This window comes from Pseudomonas sp. GW821-FHT02H09, assembly GCF_059421425.1.
The window spans coordinates 1-23,705 of record NZ_JBWKVA010000015.1 but is presented as its reverse complement, the minus strand read 5'-3'; the positions used below and the strand labels follow the sequence as shown (position 1 = coordinate 23,705).

Annotated in this window: 22 protein-coding genes; 9 read left to right on the top strand and 13 right to left on the bottom strand. The window is 57.3% G+C overall.

Annotation, left to right across the window (positions count from 1 at the left end):
• Positions 1 to 36 precede the first annotated feature (36 nt).
• Positions 37 to 1,344 (bottom strand): ABC transporter substrate-binding protein, encoded by a 1,308-nt coding sequence (locus AC07VR_RS19770; protein ID WP_494991694.1) that lies wholly within the window; start codon positions 1,342 to 1,344, stop codon positions 37 to 39.
• A 292-nt stretch (positions 1,345 to 1,636) separates the two neighbouring features.
• On the opposite strand from AC07VR_RS19770, the gene AC07VR_RS19765 reads away from it, so the two are divergent.
• Together AC07VR_RS19765 and AC07VR_RS19760 are read left to right on the top strand one after the other, a co-directional pair.
• A complete protein-coding gene (locus AC07VR_RS19765) occupies positions 1,637 to 2,587 on the top strand; it encodes a cupin domain-containing protein (RefSeq protein WP_495012267.1) in 951 nt (316 codons plus the stop codon).
• 62 nt (positions 2,588 to 2,649) lie between these two features.
• The gene (locus AC07VR_RS19760; RefSeq protein ID WP_495012266.1) at positions 2,650 to 3,558 is read left to right on the top strand and encodes a carbohydrate kinase family protein; all 909 of its coding nucleotides are present in this window, start codon (positions 2,650 to 2,652) and stop codon (positions 3,556 to 3,558) included.
• A gap of 385 nt (positions 3,559 to 3,943) precedes the next feature.
• Here the strand turns inward: AC07VR_RS19760 and AC07VR_RS19755 are convergent, their stop codons facing one another.
• The 3 genes from AC07VR_RS19755 to AC07VR_RS19745 form a co-directional block, all read right to left on the bottom strand.
• Positions 3,944 to 4,243: a hypothetical protein gene (locus AC07VR_RS19755; RefSeq protein ID WP_495012359.1), complete on the bottom strand. Its 300-nt coding sequence runs from the start codon at positions 4,241 to 4,243 to the stop codon at positions 3,944 to 3,946.
• Positions 4,244 to 4,349: 106 nt separating this feature from the next.
• On the bottom strand, positions 4,350 to 5,300 hold the full coding sequence (locus AC07VR_RS19750; protein ID WP_495012265.1) for a hypothetical protein: 951 nt from the start codon (positions 5,298 to 5,300) through the stop codon (positions 4,350 to 4,352).
• On the bottom strand, positions 5,267 to 5,776 hold the full coding sequence (locus tag AC07VR_RS19745; protein ID WP_495012264.1) for a response regulator: 510 nt from the start codon (positions 5,774 to 5,776) through the stop codon (positions 5,267 to 5,269). Before AC07VR_RS19745 ends, AC07VR_RS19750 begins: the two co-directional genes overlap by 34 nt.
• Before the next feature lie 162 nt (positions 5,777 to 5,938).
• Here AC07VR_RS19745 and AC07VR_RS19740 point away from each other — a divergent pair, with 162 nt between their 5' ends.
• Entirely contained in the window at positions 5,939 to 6,106 is a 168-nt protein-coding gene (locus AC07VR_RS19740) for a hypothetical protein (protein ID WP_495012263.1), read from the top strand.
• A 31-nt stretch (positions 6,107 to 6,137) separates the two neighbouring features.
• On the opposite strand, the gene AC07VR_RS19735 is transcribed toward AC07VR_RS19740, so the two are convergent.
• Positions 6,138 to 6,779 carry a response regulator gene (locus AC07VR_RS19735; protein WP_495012262.1) on the bottom strand — a complete coding sequence of 214 codons (642 nt, stop codon included), beginning with the start codon at positions 6,777 to 6,779 and terminating at the stop codon, positions 6,138 to 6,140.
• A 582-nt stretch (positions 6,780 to 7,361) separates the two neighbouring features.
• Between AC07VR_RS19735 and AC07VR_RS19730 the strand changes: the two genes are divergently transcribed.
• The gene (locus AC07VR_RS19730; RefSeq protein WP_495012261.1) at positions 7,362 to 12,227 is read left to right on the top strand and encodes a response regulator; all 4,866 of its coding nucleotides are present in this window, start codon (positions 7,362 to 7,364) and stop codon (positions 12,225 to 12,227) included.
• 117 nt (positions 12,228 to 12,344) lie between these two features.
• A complete protein-coding gene (locus tag AC07VR_RS19725) occupies positions 12,345 to 13,478 on the top strand; it encodes an ATP-binding response regulator (protein ID WP_494991702.1) in 1,134 nt (377 codons plus the stop codon).
• Positions 13,479 to 14,000: 522 nt separating this feature from the next.
• Here AC07VR_RS19725 and AC07VR_RS19720 read toward each other — a convergent pair.
• Positions 14,001 to 14,372 (bottom strand): hypothetical protein, encoded by a 372-nt coding sequence (locus AC07VR_RS19720; protein ID WP_495012260.1) that lies wholly within the window; start codon positions 14,370 to 14,372, stop codon positions 14,001 to 14,003.
• Positions 14,373 to 14,727: 355 nt separating this feature from the next.
• Here AC07VR_RS19720 and AC07VR_RS19715 point away from each other — a divergent pair, with 355 nt between their 5' ends.
• Entirely contained in the window at positions 14,728 to 14,862 is a 135-nt protein-coding gene (locus AC07VR_RS19715) for a hypothetical protein (RefSeq protein WP_495012259.1), read from the top strand.
• 357 nt (positions 14,863 to 15,219) lie between these two features.
• On the opposite strand, the gene AC07VR_RS19710 is transcribed toward AC07VR_RS19715, so the two are convergent.
• Entirely contained in the window at positions 15,220 to 15,498 is a 279-nt protein-coding gene (locus tag AC07VR_RS19710; protein ID WP_495012258.1) for a DUF2790 domain-containing protein, read from the bottom strand.
• A 316-nt stretch (positions 15,499 to 15,814) separates the two neighbouring features.
• Between AC07VR_RS19710 and AC07VR_RS19705 the strand changes: the two genes are divergently transcribed.
• From AC07VR_RS19705 to AC07VR_RS19695, 3 genes are all read left to right on the top strand, one after another.
• Positions 15,815 to 16,186 (top strand): hypothetical protein, encoded by a 372-nt coding sequence (locus AC07VR_RS19705; RefSeq protein WP_495012257.1) that lies wholly within the window; start codon positions 15,815 to 15,817, stop codon positions 16,184 to 16,186.
• A gap of 216 nt (positions 16,187 to 16,402) precedes the next feature.
• On the top strand, positions 16,403 to 17,056 hold the full coding sequence (locus AC07VR_RS19700) for a hypothetical protein (protein WP_494991705.1): 654 nt from the start codon (positions 16,403 to 16,405) through the stop codon (positions 17,054 to 17,056).
• 83 nt (positions 17,057 to 17,139) lie between these two features.
• On the top strand, positions 17,140 to 17,349 hold the full coding sequence (locus tag AC07VR_RS19695) for a co-regulatory protein PtrA N-terminal domain-containing protein (RefSeq protein WP_494991706.1): 210 nt from the start codon (positions 17,140 to 17,142) through the stop codon (positions 17,347 to 17,349).
• A gap of 160 nt (positions 17,350 to 17,509) precedes the next feature.
• On the opposite strand, the gene AC07VR_RS19690 is transcribed toward AC07VR_RS19695, so the two are convergent.
• The 6 genes from AC07VR_RS19690 to AC07VR_RS19665 form a co-directional block, all read right to left on the bottom strand.
• The gene (locus tag AC07VR_RS19690) at positions 17,510 to 18,421 is read right to left on the bottom strand and encodes a LysR family transcriptional regulator (protein ID WP_495012256.1); all 912 of its coding nucleotides are present in this window, start codon (positions 18,419 to 18,421) and stop codon (positions 17,510 to 17,512) included.
• 36 nt (positions 18,422 to 18,457) lie between these two features.
• Positions 18,458 to 19,183, bottom strand: coding sequence for an SDR family NAD(P)-dependent oxidoreductase (locus AC07VR_RS19685; RefSeq protein WP_495012255.1), 726 nt, complete (start codon positions 19,181 to 19,183; stop codon positions 18,458 to 18,460).
• Positions 19,184 to 19,207: 24 nt separating this feature from the next.
• Positions 19,208 to 20,131 (bottom strand): NAD-dependent epimerase/dehydratase family protein, encoded by a 924-nt coding sequence (locus AC07VR_RS19680; RefSeq protein WP_495012254.1) that lies wholly within the window; start codon positions 20,129 to 20,131, stop codon positions 19,208 to 19,210.
• 9 nt (positions 20,132 to 20,140) lie between these two features.
• Positions 20,141 to 20,971 (bottom strand): polysaccharide deacetylase family protein, encoded by an 831-nt coding sequence (locus AC07VR_RS19675; RefSeq protein ID WP_495012253.1) that lies wholly within the window; start codon positions 20,969 to 20,971, stop codon positions 20,141 to 20,143.
• Between the two features lie 13 nt (positions 20,972 to 20,984).
• Positions 20,985 to 21,941, bottom strand: coding sequence for an agmatinase (gene speB, locus AC07VR_RS19670; protein ID WP_495012252.1), 957 nt, complete (start codon positions 21,939 to 21,941; stop codon positions 20,985 to 20,987).
• A gap of 61 nt (positions 21,942 to 22,002) precedes the next feature.
• The gene (locus tag AC07VR_RS19665) at positions 22,003 to 23,427 is read right to left on the bottom strand and encodes an APC family permease (RefSeq protein WP_494991712.1); all 1,425 of its coding nucleotides are present in this window, start codon (positions 23,425 to 23,427) and stop codon (positions 22,003 to 22,005) included.
• Positions 23,428 to 23,705: the final 278 nt, after the last annotated feature.

The following is a 23,705-nucleotide window of genomic DNA, read 5'->3' as shown; positions in this document are numbered from 1 at the left end:
GAGCGACGGTGCGGCGATCCCACAGGGGGCTCCGGGTTATTTGGGATAACCGGCGCGTTTCATCTCGCGTTCAGTTGAGGTTTGCGCGGCAGCGAGTGCTTGATCAACCGACATCTGTCCAGTGAGAGCCGCCGAAAACAACTTCCCTACGGAAGTCCCAATCGCCTGGAACTCGGGAATGGTGACGTACTGGATTCCAACGTAAGGAACAGGTTTGATCGAAGGGTGTGCAGGATCGGCGTGCTGCATCATCTGCAACGTAACTTTTGCGAAAGGCGCTGCCTGCAGATAGGCCTCGTTGTAAGTGGACTGCCGAGTGCCGGGCGGCACATTGGTGATTCCATCTTTTTCAGCGACCAATTGAATGTATTCTTTCGACGTCGCCCAGGTAATAAAGGCCTTTGCGGTGTCTTTGTGTTTGGAGGTTGCCGGTATCGCCAGAGACCACGCATACAGCCACGACGAACCTTTATCGGTTACCTCCGTAGGTGCAGGAGCAAAGCCCACACTGTCGACGACCTTGCTCTGCTCCTTGTCCGTGGTGAACGAGCCCGCGACGCTGGCATCCACCCAGATGGCGCACTTACCGCTGTTAAACAGTGCGAGGGTTTCGTTGAAACCATTGCTAGACACGCCTGGCGGCCCATACTTCTTGAGGGTATCAACGTAGAAATGTGCCGCCGCTGTCCACTCAGGGCTGCTTAGCTCCGGCTGCCATTTTTCATCGAACCAACGGGCACCAAACGCATTTGCCATGGTGCTCATTAGAGCGATGTTTTCACCCCACCCTGCCTTGCCGCGCAGACACATTCCATACTGCCCCTTGTCAGGCTCATGGAGTTTGGACGCAAATTCGCCGAGCTGCGTCCAGGTCGGGTGCTCCGGCATGCTAAGACCTGCTTGCTTGAACAGATCAGTACGGTAATAGGTGATCGTGCTTTCGCCATAGAATGGCAATGCGTAGAGCGTATTGTTGACCGACAACCCCTGGCGGACTGAAGGAAAGATGTCTTCCAGGTCGTACTCCGGTGGCAACGCCGTGATCGGTTCAAGCCAGCTTTTGGCGCCCCACAAGGGCGTTTCATAAGTGCCAATGGTCAGCACATCGAATTGGCCGCCTTGTGTGGCGATATCGGTGGTCAGGCGCTGACGCAGAACGTTTTCTTCCAGTACCACCCAATTGAGCTTCACATCGGGATGCTGCTGTTCAAAAATTTTGGAGAGTCGCTGCATGCGGATCATGTCGCCATTGTTCACAGTGGCAATGGTCACTGTTTCGGCGGCTTGACTGACGAGGGCGAAGGACAGGCCAGCGGAAAGGAAAAGCGCTTTCGGGATTTTCATCGTAGTGCTCTCCGCTCCGCGCCTTGGACGACGGGAGCTATTATTTTTGTTGTTAACCACCGCTGGGCAATTACAGCTTTTCAGCAATGGGGGACGATTTGATTACAGCACCTTGAAATAGCCACGACAAACGCGCAACGGACGGCCAACTGATACTTTTTTAACCTGGCCAGCGAAGCCTTCTGCGAATCAAAAAAGTATCAGTGATACGTAATCTTGAACTAGCAAGCGCCTGCGCACAGGGCGTATGTTGCTCGCATACAAACAAGAAATAACCAATCCGGGGTCTGCCATGACTGATAGCCGAACAGCGCTTTTCGAACAGCGCCCCGCCGAACTGGAAGTCATCCTTCCCGAGCCCGATCATTGCTTTCGCTGGTATGAGCACGACTACCCCTACTCCCTTGCTCGCTGGAATCACCATCCAGAATTCGAAATTCATCTGATCCGCCAAGGCAGCGGCAAGCTCGTTGCTGGTGATTACATTGGCGCATTCGGCACCGGCCACGTAGCACTTATCGGCCCTGACCTTCCCCATGATTGGATAGGCGATCTGAGACCGGGTGAGTTCTTGAAGGGGCGCGACGTTGTGCTGCAATTTGATGGTGCAGCCATTCTGGCGTTGCGCAGCACAATGCCCGAGTTAGGCGAGCTTCAGCACCTTTTTGAACGTGCACGCCGTGGCTTGGAGTTCACCGGAGCAACCGCAGTACAGGCGGCTCGATTGATGGAAGATATCGGCCCTGCGCAAGGACTTGAACGCCTTATTCTTTTTCTGCAGTTGATCAACGTACTAATGAAAGCGCCAACCCAAGACGCTCATACGCTGGCCAGCGCTTGCTACGCGCCGACCCTGGACGACCGAAGTTCTGAACGCATCCATAAGGCCTTTGACTATTTGTTGACTGAGCTCACTGGCGACATTCGCCTGTCGGTGATTGCTCGGCAATTGGAAATGAGCGAGCCCGGCTTTTCGCGCTTCTTCAAGCGGGTAACCGGCCATGGCTTCATTGATCTGATGCGTAAACTCAGGGTTCAGCGCGCATGCCGACTATTGTTGCAAACAGAGATGTCCGTGGCAGACATCTGTTTTGAGGTTGGCTATGAAAACCTTTCCAACTTCAACAGACACTTCCGTATCGAAATGGAACAGACACCGAGTGAATATCGTCGCGGAACGGCGATGAACCTGTTCAATCGCAACGGTCTCCAGGCTGTCCTGGCGCACACAAAAGCCCATTAAGTAATGAACGCCTGACCGATGCGGGTTAGTCATCCGCATCCCACAACAAGAAGGAAATCACAATGGTGTTGCCTCGCGCAGTCGTATTTGGCGAAGCCCTGACCGACCTGGTACAGGGTCATCCTGGACAATGGCAAGGGTATCCGGGCGGTGCGCCATGGAATGTCGCACGAGCGCTGAGTCGCTTGGGAGTCAGCACGGCATTCGCCGGATCGGTGAGCACCGATTCTCTGGGCGATGAGATTGTCCAGAAATCGGCTGCGGCAGGACTGGATATGCGGTTTATCCAACGAACAGAGCGCGATCCGCTGGTTGCCATCGTTCCCTCTAGTCGTCCGCCAAGGTATTTTTTTGCTGGAAACGCCGATTTGTCTTTCGATCCCGAACAGCTACCGAACGATTGGATTTTGCACGCTGAAGTCTGTCATTTCAGTTGCATTAGCCTGGCCCGCCAACCATTGGCAGACACGTTGGTAAGAGTGGCACAACTGGCGAAACGGGAAGGCAAACGGATCAGTTTTGACCCGAACTGGCGTAACCTGATGGACAGACAATACCGAGAGCAAACTTTCCCATCAGTGACCGCCCTTGCCGACATGATCAAGCTCTCGGACGAAGACATTCGGCATATCTATCCAGGGTTGACCGAAACCCAGGCAATCAATGAGATTCGTGCCATCAACTCGCACGCTCAAATCCTGTTAACGCGCGGTGAATGCGGCATGGCGCTGTACACCTCCGATGGCTACTACGAACAGTCCGCTTACGTTGTAGACGTCGCAGATACAGTCGGGGCCGGAGATGCTTCTATGGCCGGTTGGCTCGCCGCAGACTTGCTTGGGATCTCCGATCTGCAAGAACGCCTTCGTTTTTCAGCCGCTTGTGCATCTGTATCTTGTTGTTATGCAGGTGCCCATGCGCCAGCAATGGCCGAAGTGAAAAAGTTGCTCAGCGCCGTTCCCGGTATTTGACGAAATGGCTCGACTGCTGAGAGGCATCTAAAAATGTTTTTCGCGACAATGAAAAAGGCCCTCAGGGCCCAATGCCAGTCAGTTAAGGGTATGTGTAGGAGCAGCCGGTCGACGCTTGATTGCTCCGGGCGGCGCTCCGACGATGGACCTGAGGGCGACGCGTTTATCCAGCAAACACGTGTCATCGTTAACGTCCATCACGCCCTGAGCCTTTCCGTCAACACGGTTTGCGGTGTCCGGCTCCATGACCAAAGGCGAGCCGCTGCCAGCGAGGCTGCGGCTGCGGCTGTTCAGATGCTGAGTTGAGCGCCTGACCGGGGGAATTTCCTTGCCAGCCGACGATAGTGAAATATCAATTACCCGCAGTAGTCATGGAGATGGGCATCTATCGCTTCCCCTTCATGCAGACTACGGAAAGATAAGAACCCCAAAGAACACCACATAGGGCAAGTATTAGCTCCGGATTGAAAATGCGCTGATCGACCGGCGCCACCAGGATTTCGCTATAAAGGCACAAGGCGCCCGCGATCAACGCAATAAAGTAGCCGGTCCGGGTTCTAGTCCGGCGCAGCAACAGAACCTTTTTCAGACCCTCGTCTTTCCATTCTTGAAGGGGCATGCATTGGATCTCCTCCAGCAGCACCACACCCCACAGCAACGCGCACAACCAATAACCTATCATCATGATGTCCTCCAGTTTGAACATTGATTCAACATGAATACAGCGCGCACTCCGCGCTCAACTTACGAATATCGATTCCAGAGTCTTTTCTGACTCGTGCAATTTGCTCTCATGCATATTCTGAAACAGGTGAGAAGGTTCGAGCGGCTGCCAGGGACGGCGATGCAGGACCATAGACGGGGAGTCCGAGCGGAGCACGCCCGGTCTCGTTGCCAGTGGTCGCATCCCGCTGGACCAGTTCGGCGGCGTCGAAGTCATATTCCCAGTGGCCTGCCTTATTCCACTCGTGGAGAAAGTAGGTATAAAACGGCACAAACAGTCCCTGGCCCGGTTCAGCGTATTGCAGCCCGAACACGTACTCAGGCTGGTCCTTCATTTCACGACCACTATGGCAATGCTGGACCCAGACACGGTCGTCGAGGACGACAACCTTCCAGAACGGGTCGTGGTCGTAGAACTTCAGCGAAACTTTCTTGCCGCGTCTGCGGCACTCATTAAGGAACGCAATGCTGGCGGCAAGTTCCTCTTGAAAGGTCGAGGTCGTAATTTCTTCTGGAAGTGAGTCGACTCGCTTGCGCGCTGCTACGCCAAGCGGATTGAGCAGCATGACGCGGATTTCATACGCCGTCGTGAAGACGTCTTTCAACACGCTATCTGGCGCAATCAGGGTTTCGTACCCCGTGAGCGAAAGGATGGAGGCGTGACGCGCCGCCGGTAAAGAGCGGACCAGATTCCGTTCGTGAAGGGTCGAAAGCCATCCCATGCGAGGATGTCTCGCAAAGAGCAGGGAGGCCATCTTCGCGCTTGTCAGACGATGGTGGTTGCCCCATGCGCGTTTGCACAGATAGAACAGAACCATCAAGGTTGAGGCCAGCACGATTTCTGTCGCAAGCAGCAGATTCGAGTTCAACTCCACGCGTGGCCACCATACATAGAGGATGTACCGTGCGGCATCCGGCGTGGCAAACGCCATAGCCATTGCGAGCAAGGTGATGACGCCATGTGACATGACGTGCTGCAGTATGGCTAGAAAGTCGTGTTCTTTGCTGATTGGTTCCATGGGGTACTGCTCCCATTTGGTGATGGTTGCCAGCAGGACAAAGCTTCTGGTAACAGGGACTTGGCTAAACGCTCCAACATGCGGCGCATGGCGGCAAGTTCATGGATCTTGTCGTAGGAGGCGTAGGCTCCCGCTTTTGTGAAGTACCTCCAATGTGTCGGATCAGCACAATTGCTGGCCACTATGACTTTTGTCAGCGGATACTCGGCTGCGACCACACGCAATACTTCCATGCCATTACCGTCGCTGAGGTTGACGTCCAGTAAGACGACATCGGGTGGTTCATGCCGGATGGCGGCGATAGCGGTCGATGCGCAGTGGAACGCCCCGGCAAGTGACAGGCCCGCGATCCGCGGCGACACCGTGTGCCACAACGCTCGCACGACGTTCGAATCCTCAACGACAAACAGGCGCAAGGGGCCTGAATCTCTGGCTGGCATCAGTGCAGTCAATGGTTTTGTGTTGGTGACCTGCATGATTTGACCTCTCTTTTTTGACATAGCTGTACAAGACGCTGACGAAGACAACTCCATTCAGCGGACGAAATCTTGCAGAGAGGTAACTATGCTTAAGTGCAACGAATCCCACTATCGACGTTAGCAGGAGTTCTTTGTGGAGATATCGGCCAAGAACTTGTAGTGATTCCACTACAAGCAGGCTGGATCGGGCGACGCTTCGGCGAAGCCGGGCATGTGCTGCGCATCATTGCTGCACAGTTCGTTAAACCGCACCTGAAGTTCAATCAGAACGATTCAATGATGCCCAGGCGTTTACCGCAGAGAGTGGAGGATGCCGAAAACGATTGAGTGGCTCGGCTGCGTCGGATGGCAGGGCGTTCTAAGTTAACAGGCCGTTTTCGAGTGCATAGCGGGCCAGTTTTGCGTTGCTGTCGATCCCTGTTTTTTCCAGGATGCGTGCCCGGTACGTCGTGACGGTACTCGGGCTTAAGTGCAATATCTCAGCGATGCGGACAATTCTCTCGCCTGAAGCGAGGAGCTTTAGTACTTCAAGTTCCCGGTCCGATAGCGCTTCGTGGGGTGCCGCGTCGCCTCTGCCGATAGCGTTGACCAGTTTTTCTGCCAGTTCAGGACTGACGTGCTTGCCGCCTGAGGCCACCTTGCGAACTGCCGCAACCAGGGTGGCTGCGGAAATATCCTTGGTGAGGTATCCCGCAGCGCCGTGCTTGATTGCGCGTAACGCATAGGCCTCGACCGAATGCATGCTCAACATCAGAATGGCGAGCTTGGGCTTCTCCGCACGCATGAGCTTGAGGAGTTGGAGGCCGGTCTTATCGGGCAGCTGAATATCTACCAGCGCCACGTCGAAATCTTGCTCCCGGACCAGGAGCATTGCTTCTTGTGCCGTCTCTGCTTCACCCGTTACGTCGATCTCGTTGGCAGTCTCCAGCATGCGTCGCACGCCGTTACGCACGATGCTGTGATCATCCACCAGCAAGACTCTGATTCTGTGGTCAGTCATCCGTATTTTCCATTCGCACCCGCAAGGCCCTGGCCGTATCGTGTCTCGATGTACAGATGATGTTGAACCCGCCGGCACAGTGGCGCGCGTTCATGCAGTCCCACACTAACCCTGCGGCCAGTGGCCGGCAAGCCATGGAATCTGCTGCAGAGTTTGACGTTAGCAGGCAGGTAGCGCACTTGCACTGTTGCCTCAGGCGTTAGCGCTCACTTCTCCGGACTGCCGGTGCAGTCGGTTGGAACGGCCTGTCCCCGGAAGCCATCAGTCGGCCACTACCACCCGGCATATTCAATCGGCATCCGCCAGGCAGCCAGGCTGGGATTGCACTGCAAGATGACAATCTCCCCAGAATCTGGGGCATTGCGCCAACCTTGCTAATATTTCGTAAGCCAGCGCTCAGTTTTCAGCATGGAAAATACTGCAAAGCCGGCTCCTGCGGCAATGGCAATCCTGGAGTCGACACCCGTGTGGGCATTCAGTCCGGGGGCATTTCCGGCCTCTGGCGCCTAAGCTCTCAGGTGTGTCTGCATGCGCCCATGGCTAATGCCTTGCGCGTGGCATCAATTTTAACCGGACAGAGACATGGCCACAGTGACGACACCGATCGAAGTTTTCGACATGAAGACATTGCTGGCAGCGCTGAAGTCGTTGCGCAAAGGTGACTTCACCACGCGTATGCCGGAAGACTGGACCGGCATGCCGGGCAAGATCGCCGACACGCTCAACGAGATCATCGACATGGCAGCCGACACCACCACCGAATTCGAACGCGTGGCGCGACTGATCGGCAAGCAGGGCAAGGTCGATGAGCGTATCGAATTGCCGATGATGAAAGGCTCATGGCAAAAGATCGTCAACTCGAGCAATGCGCTCACCAGCGACCTCATCAGCCCGATGAACGAGATAATTCGCGTTGTCGGTTCGGTTGCCGAGGGTAATCTGAGCCAGCAAGTACCGCCGGTACTCGACGGCCTGAAACTCCGGGGCCAGTTCCTCAAATCCGCCCAGATCGTGAACACCATGGTGACGCGACTGGGCTCCTTCGCTTCCGAGGTGACCCGCGTGGCCCGCGAAGTCGGCACTGAAGGGATTCTCGGTGGGCAGGCCAATGTCAAGGGAGTGTCCGGCACTTGGAAAGACCTGACCGACTCCGTCAACGACATGGCCGCCAATCTGACCACCCAGATGCGCAACATCGCTTACGTGACCACCGCGGTGGCCAATGGCGATCTGGGCAAGACGATTACCGTCGAAGTCAGGGGTGAGATTCTCGAGCTGAAAAACACCATCAACACGATGGTCGGCCAGCTCTCGAGCTTCGCTGCGGAGGTGACCCGCGTGGCGCTGGAAGTCGGTACCGAAGGCAAGTTGGGCGGTCAGGCGGAAGTGCGCGACGTATCAGGCACCTGGCGCGACCTGACCGAATCGGTCAACGGCATGGCGGCCAACCTGACCACCCAGGTGCGCAACCTCGCACAGGTGACGACGGCGGTGGCGCGCGGCGACCTCGGCAAGAAAATTACGGTTGAAGCCAAGGGCGAGATTCTCGAACTGAAAAACACTATCAACACGATGGTCGACCAACTCTCCAGCTTCGCCGCGGAGGTGACACGCGTCGCGCTGGAAGTCGGTACCGAAGGCAAACTGGGCGGACAGGCCGAAGTGAGCGGCGTATCCGGTACCTGGAAGGACTTGACCAATTCGGTCAACGGCATGGCGGCCAACCTGACCACCCAGGTGCGCAACATTGCCGACGTGACCACTGCGGTGGCCAACGGCGATCTGTCGCGCAAGATCACCGCCGAAGCGAAAGGTGAAATTCTCCAACTCAAGGAAACCATTAACACAATGGTGGACCAGCTCTCGACCTTTGCCGACGAAGTGACGCGCATGGCACGCGAAGTGGGGACTGACGGCAAACTCGGTGGCCAGGCCAAGGTGGCGGGCGTCGGTGGAACCTGGAAAGATTTGACCGACTCGGTCAACAGCATGGCGGCCAACCTGACCAATCAGGTCCGCAACATCGCCGACGTGACGACGGCGGTGGCCAAAGGCGACCTGGGGCGCAAGATTACCGTGGAAGCCAAGGGCGAAATCATGGAGCTGAAGAACACCATCAACACAATGGTGGACCAGCTCAATAGCTTTGCCGCCGAAGTGACGCGGGTGGCGCGCGAGGTCGGCACCGAAGGAAAGCTCGGGGGACAGGCACAGGTGCAAGGCGTATCTGGCACCTGGAAGGATTTGACCGAAAACGTGAACTTCATGGCGGCCAACCTGACCAGCCAGGTGCGAGGCATCGCGAAAGTGGTGACCGCGGTAGCCAACGGCGACATGAAGAAGAAACTGACACTGGAAGCCAAGGGCGAGATCGCCGAACTGGCCGACACCATCAATGGTATGACCGATACGCTGGCGCTGTTCTCCGATCAGGTGACCTCGGTGGCGCGTGAAGTGGGCGTCGAGGGCAAGTTGGGCGGCCAGGCCAACGTGCCGGGTGCTGCCGGCACCTGGCGCGATCTGACCGACAACGTGAACGGTCTGGCGGCCAACCTGACCAATCAGGTGCGCGCAATTGCCGACGTGGCGACTGCCGTGACCAAGGGCGATCTGACTCGTTACGTGGAGGTGGAAGCAAAGGGTGAAGTGGCGGAATTGAAGGACAACGTCAACGAAATGATCCGCAACCTGCGGGAAACCACGCGGCAAAACGCGGAACAGGATTGGCTCAAGACCAATCTCGCGAAATTTACCCGCCTGCTGCAGGGCCAGCGCGATCTGGCGGCAGTCTCCAAGATGGTGCTGTCAGAACTGGCTCCGCTGATCAACGCCCAGCACGGTGTGTTCTACATGATGAACGAGAGCCCGCCCGATCCTGCGAAACTCAAACTGCTGTCGGCTTATGCGTATAAGGGAAACATCAATGTGAACGATGAGTGGCGGCTCGGCGAGGGCCTGGTCGGGCAATGCGCTTACGAGAAGCGGCGCATCCTGCTGACCGATGTACCCGGAAATTACGTCGCGATTTCATCGGGACTGGGTGCGGCCGCCCCGCTGAATATCATCGTGTTGCCGATCCTGTTCGAGAACAAGGTCAAGGCCGTCGTCGAAATGGCTTCGTTCACGCGCTACAGCATCATTCATCAAACCTTCCTTGATCAGCTTGCTGAATCGATTGGTATCGTGCTCAACACGATCGAAGCCAATATGCGTACCGAAGAACTGCTCAAGCAGTCGCAATCGCTGGCGCAAGAGCTGCAAAGGCAACAAGAAGAGTTGAGACAGACCAACGAGGAACTGGAGGACAAGGCTGGACTGCTGGCGGAGCAGAAAGCCGAAGTCGAGAGCAAGAACCGCGAAGTCGAAATCACCAAGCTGTCGCTGGAGGAGAAGGCGGAGCAGCTGATGCTGACCTCGAAGTACAAGTCCGAATTCCTCTCCAGTATGTCCCATGAGCTCAGAACGCCATTGAACAGCTTGCTGATCCTGGCCCAGCAGCTCAGCGACAATGCGGAACACAATCTCACTCCCAGGCAGGTCGAATATGCCAAGACCATCCGTAGCGCGGGCAAAGACCTGCTGGAGCTGATCGACGAGATTCTCTATCTGTCCAAGATCGAGTCGGGTACGGTCACACTGGATCTGAATGAAGCGCTGTTCGCCAATCTGCACGACCAGATCGAACGCACCTTCCGGCCGGTCGCCGAAAGCCGAGGCCTCACCTTCACGATTGAACTGGCGCCTACCCTGCCCCCCGTCATCTGGACCGACGAAAAGCGCCTGTTGCAGGTGGTCAAGAACCTGCTGTCCAACGCCTTCAAGTTCACTGAGCAAGGCAGCGTCAAGATCAGCATCGCGCCCGCTGTGTCCGGCTGGAGCGTGGATCACAGCGAACTGAATCGCGCCGATACTGTGGTCGCCTTCGTGGTCACCGACACTGGCATTGGCGTATCTGGCGGCAAGCAGAAGCTCATCTTCGAGGCGTTCCAGCAAGCAGATACCGGAACCTCACGAAAATACGGCGGCACCGGCCTCGGCCTGTCGATCAGCCGCGAGCTCGCACACCGGCTGGGCGGTGAGCTGCGGCTGATCCCCGGTGAGGGCAAGGGCAGTACTTTCGCGCTGTACGTGCCCTTGCGTACACAGGATGCCCAGCGTCAGACGCTAGACGAATCAGCGACAGAGACAGAGACAGTACCTGGCCAAGTCAAGCGCGACCTCATGTCAGGTCCGTCTGCACAGATACTGGACGACCGCGAATCTGTCCAACCCGGGGACCAAGTGCTGCTGATGCTCGAGGGCGACGCCCGATTCGCCGGCATTCTGCTCGAGGCTGCGCGCCAGAAGGGGTTCAGGGCTATCGTCACGACCCGTGGCGCGGATGCACTGGAGCTTGTCGAGCGCTTCAAACCCGCCGCGATCACGCTAGACCCGGGCCTGACGGACATCGATGGCTGGTTGCTACTCGAGCAGTTGAAGCGAAATTTCGCCACGCGTCACATCCCGGTCCAGATCATCTCGATCGCTGACGACCGCACACGCGGGCTGCGCTATGGCGCTTTCGACTATCTGCTCAAGCCGGTCACAGCCGACGAGATTCAAAATGCGCTGGTCGGCATCGTGGCATTCGCACGGCGCAAGACCAGGAGTCTGCTGCTCATCGACGGCGACGAAGGGAACCGCGCCCGCATCCTCGATCTACTTGGCAACACCGACGTAAAGATCGCAACGACCGACAGCGGCGCTGATGCCTTGAAGAAACTGGCAAAGAAACGCTACGACTGCATGGCAATCAATCTCAAACTGCCCGACGCATCCGGTATCAGGTTTCTCGAGGCGCTGCAGGAAGACCACGCATTGCGTGAATTGCCGATCGTCGTCTATGGTGCAGAAACACTGACCAAGCCGGAACACGAGCGTTTCAGGACACTGCTCGGCAAGGGCGTCATCAAGGCAGTTCAATCCCCCGAGCGCATACTCGACGAAACCGCGCTGTTTCTACACCGCGTCGTAGCCAAGCTGCCGCAGACCCAGCGCAGGATGCTGGAAAAACTCTATGAGGGTTCGGACAGTCTGGAGGGTAAAAAGGCCCTGGTAGTCGACGATGACGTGCGCAATATTTTTGCCCTGACCAGCGTGCTTGAGTCCAACAAAATGCTGGTGGCCACGGCCGAAAACGGCCGAACCGCCATAGAACTGCTGCAGCAGCAGCCCGATACCGACATCGTGCTGATGGACATCATGATGCCCGAGATGGATGGCTTTGAAACCATGCGCCAGATCCGTACATTCAAAAGATTTGAAACCCTGCCCATGATTGCGCTGACGGCCAAGGCGATGATGGGTGACCGTGAAAAGTGCATCGAAGCAGGAGCATCGGACTATGTCAGCAAGCCGGTGGATACCGACCAGCTGCTGTCACTGATGCGCAAATGGCTCTATCGATGACTCTGTACCGCGCTCATTGCGCGACAGCAAAGGTGGCAATGTGCGCAAGGCCCGCTCGATTTTACCGGTGCTGCCGTTATGGCAAGATGCGCTAGCGCAAACCGAAGTGGCATAAATATGCAGCAGGAACCCCCGGTATTCAAAGAGAGAGCCCAGGTGCGGCAAGCGCTCCCGCCTGATGGCGTGCCAGCATCAGTGTTGCTGGTGGATGACAACCCCGCCAAGCTTACGGCGCTTGCCGCGGTGATTGCCGACATGGGCCTCGATATTGCCACGGCGACTTCCGGGTTCGAGGCGCTGCGCCTGCTATTGCAGCGCGACTTCGCAGTCATTCTGCTCGACGTGAAAATGCCCGTGATGGACGGTTTTGAAACCGCGGCACTCATTCACGGCCGCCCGAAGTCGGCCCACACGCCCATTATCTTCGTCACAGCTGAGGCCGATACGGATTCCGAGCGTTTCCGCGGTTATACGTCCGGCGCAGTGGATTACATCTTCTCGCCGATTGTGGCCGAGGTTCTTCGCGCCAAGATCCGGGTGTTTGTCGACCTGTTCTACCTGCAGCGCAAACTGACGATGCAGGCCGAAGAATTGCTGCAATCGAAGCTGCTGCTGCGTGAACTGGCCTCCTATCAGGAGCACATCAAGGAAGAAGAGCGAAAGCGGATCGCACGCGATATCCATGACGAGCTGGGACAGAGTCTGCTGGCGTTGCGAATCGATGTCTCCATGTTGCAGGCGCGCACCAGTACCATGCACCCCAAGCTCAACGAAAAGGCCAGCGATGCTCTGAATCACCTCGATACAGCCATCCGCAGTGTCCGCAGTATCATCAATGATCTTCGGCCGCCCGTACTCGATCTGGGATTGCAGGCAGCGATCGAGTGGCAACTTGAAGAGTTCCGGCAGCGCAGCGCGATCGATTGCGTGATGTCGATGAAAGACCAGAATTTCCGTTGCGATCTTAATGAAAAATCCGCCACGACTCTGTTCCGCATCGTGCAGGAGTCGCTGTCGAACATTGCCCGGCACGCGCAAGCGACACAGGTGCATATCGAGCTCTACAGGGACGGTCGCCGGCTTTACCTGCAGATCAAAGACAATGGCGTAGGCATGACGGATCGCAAAAAATTGAACTCGTTCGGGTTGGTGGGGATGAAGGAACGCATCAGCATGCTGGACGGGGAATTCACGATCGACAGCGCACCGGACAAAGGAACGAGATTAACGATATCGCTGCCACTCGACTGACCCGGATGGCATTGAAATGCTATAGCCCGGGCCCATCGGGCGGGCCAACCAGACTGCGACCACCCTCTTGATGGCGGTGCAGCCGCCAACGAATATCCCCGCTGCCGCTATCTTCGTCGGTGTTTCGGACGGTGCGACAGATTTCGAAAAAAAAAGTCGCAAACCCCGCGACGTTTCAGGGCTTGCGACTCATTGCCGATACGTCCCTCAAGCTCCCGGGACGTTTTCTACGGGTTTGCCTGCCGTGTTCATTACGGAACGTGCAGGCCTAGTTCTGTACCTCAACCGCGTCGAAATCCGGCGCGTCCGGGGCATCTGGGGCGTCGGCCACATCCGCTCTGGCTGCCCTCGCCTCAACTTTGGCAGCCTCTCTGGCTGCGTTCGCCTCGACTTTGGCAGCGTCCCGGGCCGCATCTGCAGCAGCCCTGGCAGCATCTCTGGCTGCATCTGCGTTTGCCTTGGCGGCGTCCCTGGCTGCATCTGCCGCGGCCCTGGCAGCATCTCTGGCTGCATCCGCGCCCGCTACGCCAGCAGCTTTTGCAGCGTCCCTGGCTGCATCCGCCTCAGCTCTGGCGGCGTCTCTGGCCGCATCTGCAGCAGCTTTTGCAGCATCCCGGGCTGCATCAGCATCAGCTCTGGCAGCATCTCTGGCTGCATCCGCATCGTTTCTGGCAGCGTCCCTGGCTGCATTTGCGGCATCGTTGTCGTTGTCATGCGCATTGCCTGGGCCTCTGTTCCCGGCAATACCACCATGGTCAGCGTCGCCGCGCCCCGGGCCTCCATGACCGTCAGCTCCATGACCTGCAGCACCATGACCGCCACCGCCGTCACCGCCGTGACCACCGCCTCCGGAGCCACCGCCGCCGTGACCACCACCGCCTCCGCTACCGCCATCTTTGGCATACACGCTGGAGAAACTACTGATGTAATCGGGCACCAGGACAGTCGATGCCGACAGGACCCCGCCAATTGCCAGTGCCAACAAACATTTCTTGAGCAGCATGATGCACCTCCGCTTGGAGTTGCGTCGTCATCTGCGTATCGAACGCAATGACCAGTGAGTTCGCAGCCGCCCATAGGAGCGGCCAGCCAACCGGCGCGGCCATGCATCTGCAGCATTAACGAGCAGCTGCGGTTTTCGCACGATCCTTCAGAGCCAGTTGGCATCGTTGCGTGGGAAATCTTCCCACACATTAAGATTAGTGCTGTCAGCCCGAGTGTCAACGACCGAATATCAGGACTAAGGCACGTGTTGAGCAAAAACTTCAACCTGACCCATTGGAGAATCGCCTCTCACCCGATCGGCTGGTTTAACGAGACGAGTTTTTTCAATGGAATAGACCAGGAACTGCCGGTCGGCTTTCCGGAGGGACAGGAAATGTGAGCGGAATGGGGAATTACTTTTCGGCGCTGCGCTGGGGGCAGTCAATAAATCAGGGAATCATCTGACCGGCTCGATGGCGGAAAATGTGCACATGAACGAGGCCTGGCCAAACATGCCTGGAAGACCGAGGGAGACTGGATATAAACCGTGGTTTGCAATCCGTTTCAGAGGTCCATGCGCTGAGCGCAGCTCCTCTGCATCAATGGCCTGGCAAGTCGCCGGGGCGCGTTGAAACGCCTTCAGGCTTGCTCGCGGAACACCCGCGCCGCGACCGTGGACGAGTTGCTGTGACAGGAGATAGTCGGGGTTCCGGCCTGCGCCGCGCAGGCGAGGCCCAGAATCCTATCGGCGAGCGGATCAGGCAATACTGGCGGGGTTGGCCGGGCTTGCACCCCACTCGAGGAAACGGATCTTGTGCACCTCGCCCTCGCTGTCTTCGTAGACCAGGGTTACCGGTACCACACCGGTCTTATCGGATGTATCAGTGCGCTGCAGTACCCGTTTCACATCGATGTCCATCCCGTAGTGGTATTCGACGGCTGAGACATGCGCGCCGGGTTCTTGCAGGCCGTTCTGGTCGAATACACTTGGCGCAAGACTGGAAATCACGGCACTTACTGCTGTGGCGATGTTCATTAGGCTGTACCTCTGCTGAAGTTCGCTTGACAAGGACTAGATGTGACACGCGGTGAAAGTGAAGTTCACTCCACCCGGACGAACGACCCTTTTCCATTATTGCTTGAGTCGCCGCAGGCCCCAGCGATCCCCCATGGTTGAGCGGTTTCGACCACTCGTCCTTTATCCATGGGCGTTCTCCCAATTTGTCGATTGTTTTACCAAAGCGGCATTCATTTGCGCAGGACGTGGGAGTTGATGTGGTGGCTTGAGGATCGTTTCCCCTCGATTCCCCTCGATTCCCCGAGGAATCAATTTTTTAGCTGAGGACTCCCCTATGGCATGGCCGCGAATGTGCTTTTTTCGAGGGGAAAATGGCAGTGCTTTGACCTGGTTTGTTAACCCGGCCAAGGGATTTTTTATGGCTGACCAGGTTATACCCCCCGATTTCCCCCATGGAATTTGGAAAAAAGACGAAAAAATCGGCGGGGCTCTCATCTGCCTCCCGACTCGCCGGAAACCCAGTAATGGTGCTGGCTGCGCCATCAAAACTGGCAATGTGCCGCTATCCATTTCACTGCCGTTTGTCGGGACAATTGATCAAAAAATGAACGGACTCGGACTTTTTCGTTCAGAATACGCAGCAGGTGACACAGGCTCTGATCCTCACCTAGCCCCAGAAGCGGAAGTTAAACCACATATGCACTAAGTGCGAATGGGGATTTTCATTACCTGAAAATGGAGATAATCGAATGATTAGAAGTTCATTCGCGAAGCTCACTTTTATCTCGACAGCGTAATACCGCAAGACTAATTAATAGAAATTGCTGGATCTTAATTGCAGTCAGTAACTGTAAGTTCCAGTTAAGTCCAACTGAGAGTCATGTACTGATTCACTACTAGAACAAAGAGGTAGCCGGTAACCATGGAGCTTAATATGCTTTCTTCGTCGACCGTGGAGTTTTTGCGTTTGGGAGTTGTATATGCCCACCTTATTGCCTGCTGTGTGGCAATCGGGCTTGTTTTGACCAGCGATATTGCAATGGTCAAGCAACTCCTGAAGGGGGATGCGTCAGGTCACCATGATGACGCGCACATGGAAAGTCTTCAAAAAACCGTAGTGCTTGCCCTTGTAGCTCTTTGGATTACGGGCATTGGTATTGTCGGGATAGATTATGCCGGCAAGGGGATGGAGTATTTCCTCAATCCAAAGTTGCAAGCCAAGATCGGCATAGTTGTACTGCTGACCATTAATGGCGTCGTGTTGCATAGCGCGGTATTGCCTGCTCTGAAAAAAGCCGGTTCGTTGCTCAAGCTCTCCTTCAGCCTGCGCATGCTGGCGCTGTTCTCGGGGGCGTTCTCTGGCGTGTCGTGGTTCTATGCCGCAATGCTGGGTGTTGGTCGTCCGTTGGCCTGGAAATACTCGTTGGTGGAGTTGCTGGCAGCCTATCCGGTCCTCATCGTCGGTGGATTCGGGATGATGGTGATGCTCACCATCTGGGCCAAAAACAAGAGCACGGCAGAATCTACGGAGCAAAGCACCTGGACAGTAGGAAACGCCGCCCTGGCTGGATGGTGAAGCCAGGTTGAACAAGGACGTTCAGCTTTAGCCAATAAATCCCGCTGTTAGCTGTTAACCCAATCTCACTTGAGGATACCCAAATGAAATCCATGAAAGCTCTCTTCGTCGTCGCCGCTCTGACCGTTTCTTCTCTGGCTATGGCCACAGGTGGCGGTGGTGACCGGACCATCGCACGCATGGAGAAAGCCCGGAAAGTCTCGATGGAAGCCTACCAGGTTGCACAGAAACAGAAGGCTGAAGCCGCTGTAGCTCAAAGCAAAGCCAAGGCGGCCGATCACTCCAACTCCTGATCTGTCTGTCGCGTCCCCGATCTGACAGACATATGCGGTCTCAAGCTTCAAATGCAGCACCCAAGGTTCAGCCTCTGTGCTTCTTGCCCGGCAGTCGTTTCAATCCTGGCGTTTTCGAGGGATGTTGCGCCGACTTCCAGCCGGCTTTGCCCCTTGGAATCTAAGGCAGATGAAGCCTCGCATGAGCGGTGAGCTTATCTAGAAACCGGCTTACCGTACTCTTTTGCTCTACCCCTTGACGGGTAATGCAATGAAAGGCAGAACGATAAGCCAAGCGTTGCGGCATGATCGATCGAAGCCTGCCTCGCTCGACCCAGCTCGCGGCGTAGTGGGTGGGCAGGTAACCGATGTAGGTGTCGGAAAAGACCAGCAGCGCAATGGCCTCCATCGAAAACGCGCTGACCGCGCTGGCGAACCTGAGCTCGCACGGTCGTTTGTTTTCGGCGACATAGCCTCTGTCGACATAGTCCGCTGCGCTTAACTCTTCATACGTCAGGTCCTGATCAGGGCGCTCGAAAAACGGATGCCCGTTGCCGCAATACAGGTGCTGCTCCTCTTCGAACAGCGCCTGATAATGAAGCCCCGACAATCGGTGGTGGAAAGCGCCGACGGCGACCTGGATGCGCTCTTCAAGGACCGCCTGTTCAAGTTCGTCGGGACGCATGACTTGCAAATCGATATGGACACCGGGTTGCGCAGCACGTAACTGGGCAATGGCCGCCGGTACAGGGCTGTGCTCGAGGGTGATCAGGCTGTCGACCGTGCCGATGCGCAACAACTCCCGATGGCGCCCGCTGAGCACCGCCGTGCGCTGGCGGAAATGTCCGATGTTGGCGAACAGCTCCTGGGCTGCCGCGTAGGTTTCTTCGCCTTCTTCGGTCAACTGGAAACCGCTTTTCCCGCGTTTGCACAACGAGTAGCCGAGCCTGACTTCAAGGTCTCGAACGAGCACGCTGAGGCGCGACAGACTGGTGTTCAACGGGACCTGTGCAGCCGTAAAACCACCGGCATCCACGATCGCACAGAAGATCCGCAGCATGCGCAGATCCACATCCGTCAAATTCACCAGCATGCCGCCCTCTCCTCGTGTGTTTGCTTGCGACCGCAATCAGCCGTTCATTACACCGCCGCCATTGACGCCCAGTATCTGCCCGGTCATGAAACTGGCCTGCTCCGAGGCCAGGAAGATCACCGCGGCGGCAATTTCCTGTGCCGTTCCCAGTCGCAGTATCGGGTAACGCAGCGCTTCTTCGCGAATATAAGCCTCGCCCAGGCGTTCGACCATCGGCGTCAACGTGCCGCCGGGGGCAACCCCGTTTACCCGTATACCATGGGCCGCCAACTCTCGCGCCAACGACTTGGTCAGCGCAATGATTCCACCTTTTGCAGCCGAGTAATGGCAGAGATTGGCGCACCCGAGCTGCCCAAGGTCAGAGGCAATATTGACGATGGTGCCGCTGCCCTGGCGGGTCATCAGGGCCGCCGCCGGCTTGCAGAAAAGGAACGTCCCATAGAGATGAACACGGATCATCCGGTCCCAGGCCTCGACACTGAGTTCGCTCAGCGGCGCCTCCTGCAAGAACCCCGCGTTGTTGACCAGCACATCCAGGCGTTGCAGCCCGGCAAATGCACGCTCTGCTGTTGCGGGGTCCGAGACATCACCCAGCGCAAGACGCACCTCCACGCCCCGCGCCTGCAGCTCATCGGCCAAGGCCAGCAGCACCGGGCTTTCCTGCAAATCATTGAGAACGGCAAGACTGCCTTGCTCGCCAAGAGCAAGCGCGACCGCATGGCCGATGCCCTGTGCAGCACCGGTTACCAAATAGGTTTTCATGAATGACCTCAGCCTTCAGAGAATTTAGTAAGGATGCTGTTCCAGCCACTGCGCATACATGGCAATGCCTTCATGCAGGTCGAACCGGGGCCGGTAGCCCAGTTGTTCGCCCGCCGCCGAAATGTCGAAGCACGCATTTTCATCCAGTACGCTCAAAGTACCGGGGCCGATGCTGAGCTGGGCATGGGGGTAGACCTTGCGAATCCGCGCCGCGACCGCCCGGTAACTGTCCTGCTCACCAGCCGTCACATTGAACACCCGTTGTTGCAACCGCTCTTCCTGAACAGTGGCCGCCAGTACACAAGCGTGGGCAACATCCACGACGTGCACGTACTGAAAGCGGTAATCGCCGCCCTCCTCCTCATGCCACGGCTCGTTATCGATCGCGCTTCTGAGCATGCTCTTGAGGTAGCACTGCATGAACTGGCCAGGACCATAGATCCAGCCCGGTCGCAAAGACACCACGCTGACCTGGTACAGGTCGCTGTAAACCTGACCGAGCTTTTCGGTGAACACCTTGGTACAGCCATACGGCGTGGTCGGTTCAAGGGGCGCGCGCTCATCGACCACATCCATTTCCCGGTTGGGCCCGTAGGCGCATTCGGAACTGAGGTTGACCACCCGAGAAATACCGCTGAGCCGGGCGCACTCAAACACATGGGTGGTGCCCAGTGCATTGGTCAGCACCGTTTGCAGGGGAATACGCCGAGAGTCCACCGGGTGCGAGATCGCCGCGGTATGAACGATCGCGTTGACCGGACGGCTCCGGCAGCTCTCCAGCAAACTCGCCAGGTCAGCCAGATCACCTTGTACGTAACGATACGCAGCGTGCTCGATGGCGCACACCAGGCTGCGGTCGTAGCCCACCACTTCGTTACCCTGAGCCAGTAACTGACGCACCACTTCCTGGCCAAGAAATCCGTTGGCCCCGGTTACCAGTATGTTCATGATCCGTCCTCAGTAAGGATGCAGCGGCAGTGTCAAGTCGCCCGCCTGCCAGCGTGAGTAGACATCGTCAGGCGTGCAGATCCAGACATCGTCATAGCGTTGAATCTGTTGGATCAGCCGCTCCAGCATCGCAATGCGTGATGCGCGACCGATCAATTGCGGGTGCATGGTCAGGATGAAATGGCTGCCGTAGTGACGCATTCCTTCCAGCTCCGCCGACCAGAGTCGAAAGACCTTTTCCGGGTCTTCGATCACACTGCCCAGCGCAGGCTCTGCCGAATAGGCGAACTGCTCCCAGTCGTCCAGCAACCAACTGACGGGCAGCTCCAGCAGACTCTTCTCAGCGCTGCCGACGCGGTACGGCCGGTCATCGCCCATCAAGCTGCTATCGCTGTGAAAGCCCAGGGCAATGAGCGAGTCAACGACGTCCGGGGTCAGCTCCCACAACGGTGCGCGGTAATGGGTGACCGGCCGATCCAGGAGGATTTCGAGCAGCGCCTTGGAGTCCTTGAGAATCTGCAGATTCTGCTCGGGCGTCTGTTCATCGACACGCTCATGGAAGTAACCGTGGCAACCAATCCCGTGGCCGGCAGCTGCGATGCGGCGTACCACCTCCGGGTCGATCTCGGCCACGCGAGCGGGAATGTAGAACTGCGCCCGAAGGCCGTAGCGGGCCAGCAATTCCAGCAGGCGCGGCACGCCAACGCGGCGTCCATAGGCGCCCATCGACAGCAGCGAGAGCCGGCGCCCGTCGAGGCTGGATGGCTCCCAGGCGCTTTCTGCATCCAGGTCAAAACTCAAGGTCACAGCAAAACGTTTATTCTCAGGCCAGGCAGTCATCAATGGATTCCTTCTACGAGCGACGCTTGATTGAGTCGGCGAGAATGCACAGCAACTCGAACATCATGGTCGCGCCCACCAGCGCCGTGGCCCCGCCCACATCAAAGGGCGGCGACACTTCCACCACATCGGCACCGACCAGGTTCAGGCCTTGCAGGCCCCGGATCAGTTGCTGCGCCTGCAACGTGGTGATGCCGCCTATCTCGGGTGTGCCGGTGCCCGGGGCAAACGCCGGGTCCAGGACATCGACATCGAAGGTGACGTAGGTCGGCTCGTCGCCCACGATGCGTCGCGTCTCGGCAATCGTCGCGGCAACGCCGATGTCGGCGAACTCCTCCATATGGATCACCCGGATACCGCAGTCCTTGGCGAAGTCTTCGTCTTCTGCCGAATAGATCGAACCGCGAATACCAATCTGTACCGTGCGCTTGGGGTCCAGCAGCCCCTCCTCGATCGCACGGCGAAAAGGTGTGCCATGGGTGTAGAGGTTGTCGCCGAAGTAGCGGTCATTGGTGTCGGAGTGAGCATCGAAATGGACCATGCCGATAGGCCGGTCCCGGGCGATGGCGCGGAAAATCGGCAACGTCACCAGATGATCGCCACCGACGGACAGCGGCACCGTACCGACCTCATGGACCTGCCGATAGAACGCTTCAATTCGCTTGAGGGAATCGAGCAGATCAATTGGGTTGACCGGCGCGTCGCCCAGGTCGCCGACCCGCACCAGATCATAGGGTGCTATATGGCTGACGTGGTGAACCTTGCGCATCATGCTCGACTGGTTGCGCACCTCCCGTGGACCATGCCGGGCGCCTGCGCGGTTGGTGGTGCCGCCATCCCAGGGGATACCTAGCAAGGCGATCTGGACGTCTGCCGGATCGGTGAATATCGGCAGGCGCATAAAGCTCGGTATGCCTGCAAAACGGGGGATGACGGCGGCGTCCAGAGGTTGCGGAAAGTCATTGGCCATCAAGATTACTCCTGGGTATCAGCAGATGAATTGACGATAAAAAAGGGATGTTCAGGACGTATCACGCCTTCGCCGGCATCGCACCGGCACCTCTGCGGCGGCGTTTACCCGAGAGCACGATCAGCGCGCCACTCACCAGCGACAGTGCTCCCAAATACCAGGCGGTATAGAGATCGTCCGGGGAGACCGGGTTGGCGCCTGCGGTGTAACCGATGTAGGCGAGTACAAAGAGCGCCAGCAATGCGGGGATCGACAGTAGTGTTGCGGTGAGTGCCTTGTGTTGTTTCCAGGTCATGACCATGAAGGCCGCCAGCGCCGAGATGTAGGACATCACCAGGGTGATGGTGACCACGTCGTAATACCAAACGATCTTGTCCAGCGGTTTCCACCAGAGCAAGGCAATGCCGGCGAGCGACACCAGCCCCAGGGTGAACCACGGCGCCTTGAAGCGGTTGACAGCGCTAAACGCACCCGGCAGATGCCCCTCCTCACTCATCCGATACAGCGTGCGCGCCGACGAATTGGAAGAAATCTGCAAGCCGGCGCACGCCGAGGTAATCACTACGAACAGCGCCAGCCAGGCCATGGCCGGTGGCAGGTAGACATTGGCGACAGCGGCGATCGGCCCGCCGTTGCCGTTTTCAACAATGGCAGCCAACTGCTCCACCGGAACCGCGTATTGCCAGCCGATGGCCGCCAGACTGTAGATCACGAAGGCCGAGGTCAGCACGATCAACAGTGAACGCTGCACGGTGCGAACCGGTACGCGCGCCTCTTCGATGTAGTTAATGGCCGAATCGAAGTTCGCCAGCATCCACACACCAAACAGCACTCCCGGGCCAATCGCCGCCAGACCACCGGCGCCTTGCAGCGAATACATCGAGGCAAACGACAGGTTCTCGACCTGAGGATGGATGAGCCCCATGAAACCGAGCCCGGCGACCACGGCTATTTCGAAAACCAGAAAGGTACTGGCAAGCTTCGCGGTCACTCCGACCCCGCGCACCGACACAGCAAAGAAGGTCACGATCAACAACGTACCGATGATCTTCGCGTTGAGTTCGCCAGCGAGCGAAGGAATCAGCGCTTGGAGGTACTCGGAGCCAATCAACGCACACATCGGCGTGACGGCGATGCAGGCAACGGCATAGGTCCAGCCCAGGATGCAACCAATATCCGGGTGCAGAAAACGCGAGCAAAAGGTGAAGATGCCCCCTGCCGACGGTGCCTGACGTGTCAGCGAAACCATGCACACGGCCAGCACCAACATGGGAAAGAAAAACGCAATCAGGATCGCCAGGGGTGCCTGGTGACCGGAGATCGAATAGAGGATCGACATCGACGAGGCGGCCACCCAGGCCGGTGCGTTGAACCCCAACGCGGAAAAACTGACGTCCTTGGTGTTGAGCTTTCCTTTGTTGAGCGCCGTGTCGAGCTCGCTGATTGCACCGTGACGGTCGTAACCGAAAAGTTCGTAGAGTTTCATGATTGTTCCCAGGCTCGTTTTTTATTGGCAGGTAGCGAAAACGCTTCTTGTAGGACAGAGCTCTTGAGCAACACCCGATCGTTGCCGGGTGTTATCGCCAACTCAAGATAGGGGGATGGCTGCAAGGCACCAATTACCAAAGACGAAAGCTGACTTGCACAAAACCGCACGGATGCCGGACGCCGGCAGGATTTATCGACAAAAAAAAAGCCGAAGCCCTTAAAAGGCATCGGCTATTTTTATCGGTTGATCGTTCCCACGCTCCCGCGTGGGAATGC

Excerpts from the sequence above, each read along its gene's own strand:
- AC07VR_RS19770 (WP_494991694.1), bottom strand. The coding sequence starts at position 1,344 with ATGAAAATCCCGAAAGCGCTTTTCCTTTCCGCTGGCCTGTCCTTCGCC.
- AC07VR_RS19765 (WP_495012267.1), top strand. The coding sequence starts at position 1,637 with ATGACTGATAGCCGAACAGCGCTTTTCGAACAGCGCCCCGCCGAACTG.
- AC07VR_RS19760 (WP_495012266.1), top strand. The coding sequence starts at position 2,650 with ATGGTGTTGCCTCGCGCAGTCGTATTTGGCGAAGCCCTGACCGACCTG.
- AC07VR_RS19755 (WP_495012359.1), bottom strand. The coding sequence starts at position 4,243 with ATGATGATAGGTTATTGGTTGTGCGCGTTGCTGTGGGGTGTGGTGCTG.
- AC07VR_RS19750 (WP_495012265.1), bottom strand. The coding sequence starts at position 5,300 with ATGGAACCAATCAGCAAAGAACACGACTTTCTAGCCATACTGCAGCAC.
- AC07VR_RS19745 (WP_495012264.1), bottom strand. The coding sequence starts at position 5,776 with ATGCAGGTCACCAACACAAAACCATTGACTGCACTGATGCCAGCCAGA.
- AC07VR_RS19735 (WP_495012262.1), bottom strand. The coding sequence starts at position 6,779 with ATGACTGACCACAGAATCAGAGTCTTGCTGGTGGATGATCACAGCATC.
- AC07VR_RS19730 (WP_495012261.1), top strand. The coding sequence starts at position 7,362 with ATGGCCACAGTGACGACACCGATCGAAGTTTTCGACATGAAGACATTG.
- AC07VR_RS19725 (WP_494991702.1), top strand. The coding sequence starts at position 12,345 with ATGCAGCAGGAACCCCCGGTATTCAAAGAGAGAGCCCAGGTGCGGCAA.
- AC07VR_RS19720 (WP_495012260.1), bottom strand. The coding sequence starts at position 14,372 with ATGGCGGTAGCGGAGGCGGTGGTGGTCACGGCGGCGGTGGCTCCGGAG.
- AC07VR_RS19710 (WP_495012258.1), bottom strand. The coding sequence starts at position 15,498 with ATGAACATCGCCACAGCAGTAAGTGCCGTGATTTCCAGTCTTGCGCCA.
- AC07VR_RS19705 (WP_495012257.1), top strand. The coding sequence starts at position 15,815 with ATGGCATGGCCGCGAATGTGCTTTTTTCGAGGGGAAAATGGCAGTGCT.
- AC07VR_RS19700 (WP_494991705.1), top strand. The coding sequence starts at position 16,403 with ATGGAGCTTAATATGCTTTCTTCGTCGACCGTGGAGTTTTTGCGTTTG.
- AC07VR_RS19695 (WP_494991706.1), top strand. The coding sequence starts at position 17,140 with ATGAAATCCATGAAAGCTCTCTTCGTCGTCGCCGCTCTGACCGTTTCT.
- AC07VR_RS19690 (WP_495012256.1), bottom strand. The coding sequence starts at position 18,421 with ATGCTGGTGAATTTGACGGATGTGGATCTGCGCATGCTGCGGATCTTC.
- AC07VR_RS19685 (WP_495012255.1), bottom strand. The coding sequence starts at position 19,183 with ATGAAAACCTATTTGGTAACCGGTGCTGCACAGGGCATCGGCCATGCG.
- AC07VR_RS19680 (WP_495012254.1), bottom strand. The coding sequence starts at position 20,131 with ATGAACATACTGGTAACCGGGGCCAACGGATTTCTTGGCCAGGAAGTG.
- AC07VR_RS19675 (WP_495012253.1), bottom strand. The coding sequence starts at position 20,971 with ATGACTGCCTGGCCTGAGAATAAACGTTTTGCTGTGACCTTGAGTTTT.
- speB (WP_495012252.1), bottom strand. The coding sequence starts at position 21,941 with ATGGCCAATGACTTTCCGCAACCTCTGGACGCCGCCGTCATCCCCCGT.
- AC07VR_RS19665 (WP_494991712.1), bottom strand. The coding sequence starts at position 23,427 with ATGAAACTCTACGAACTTTTCGGTTACGACCGTCACGGTGCAATCAGC.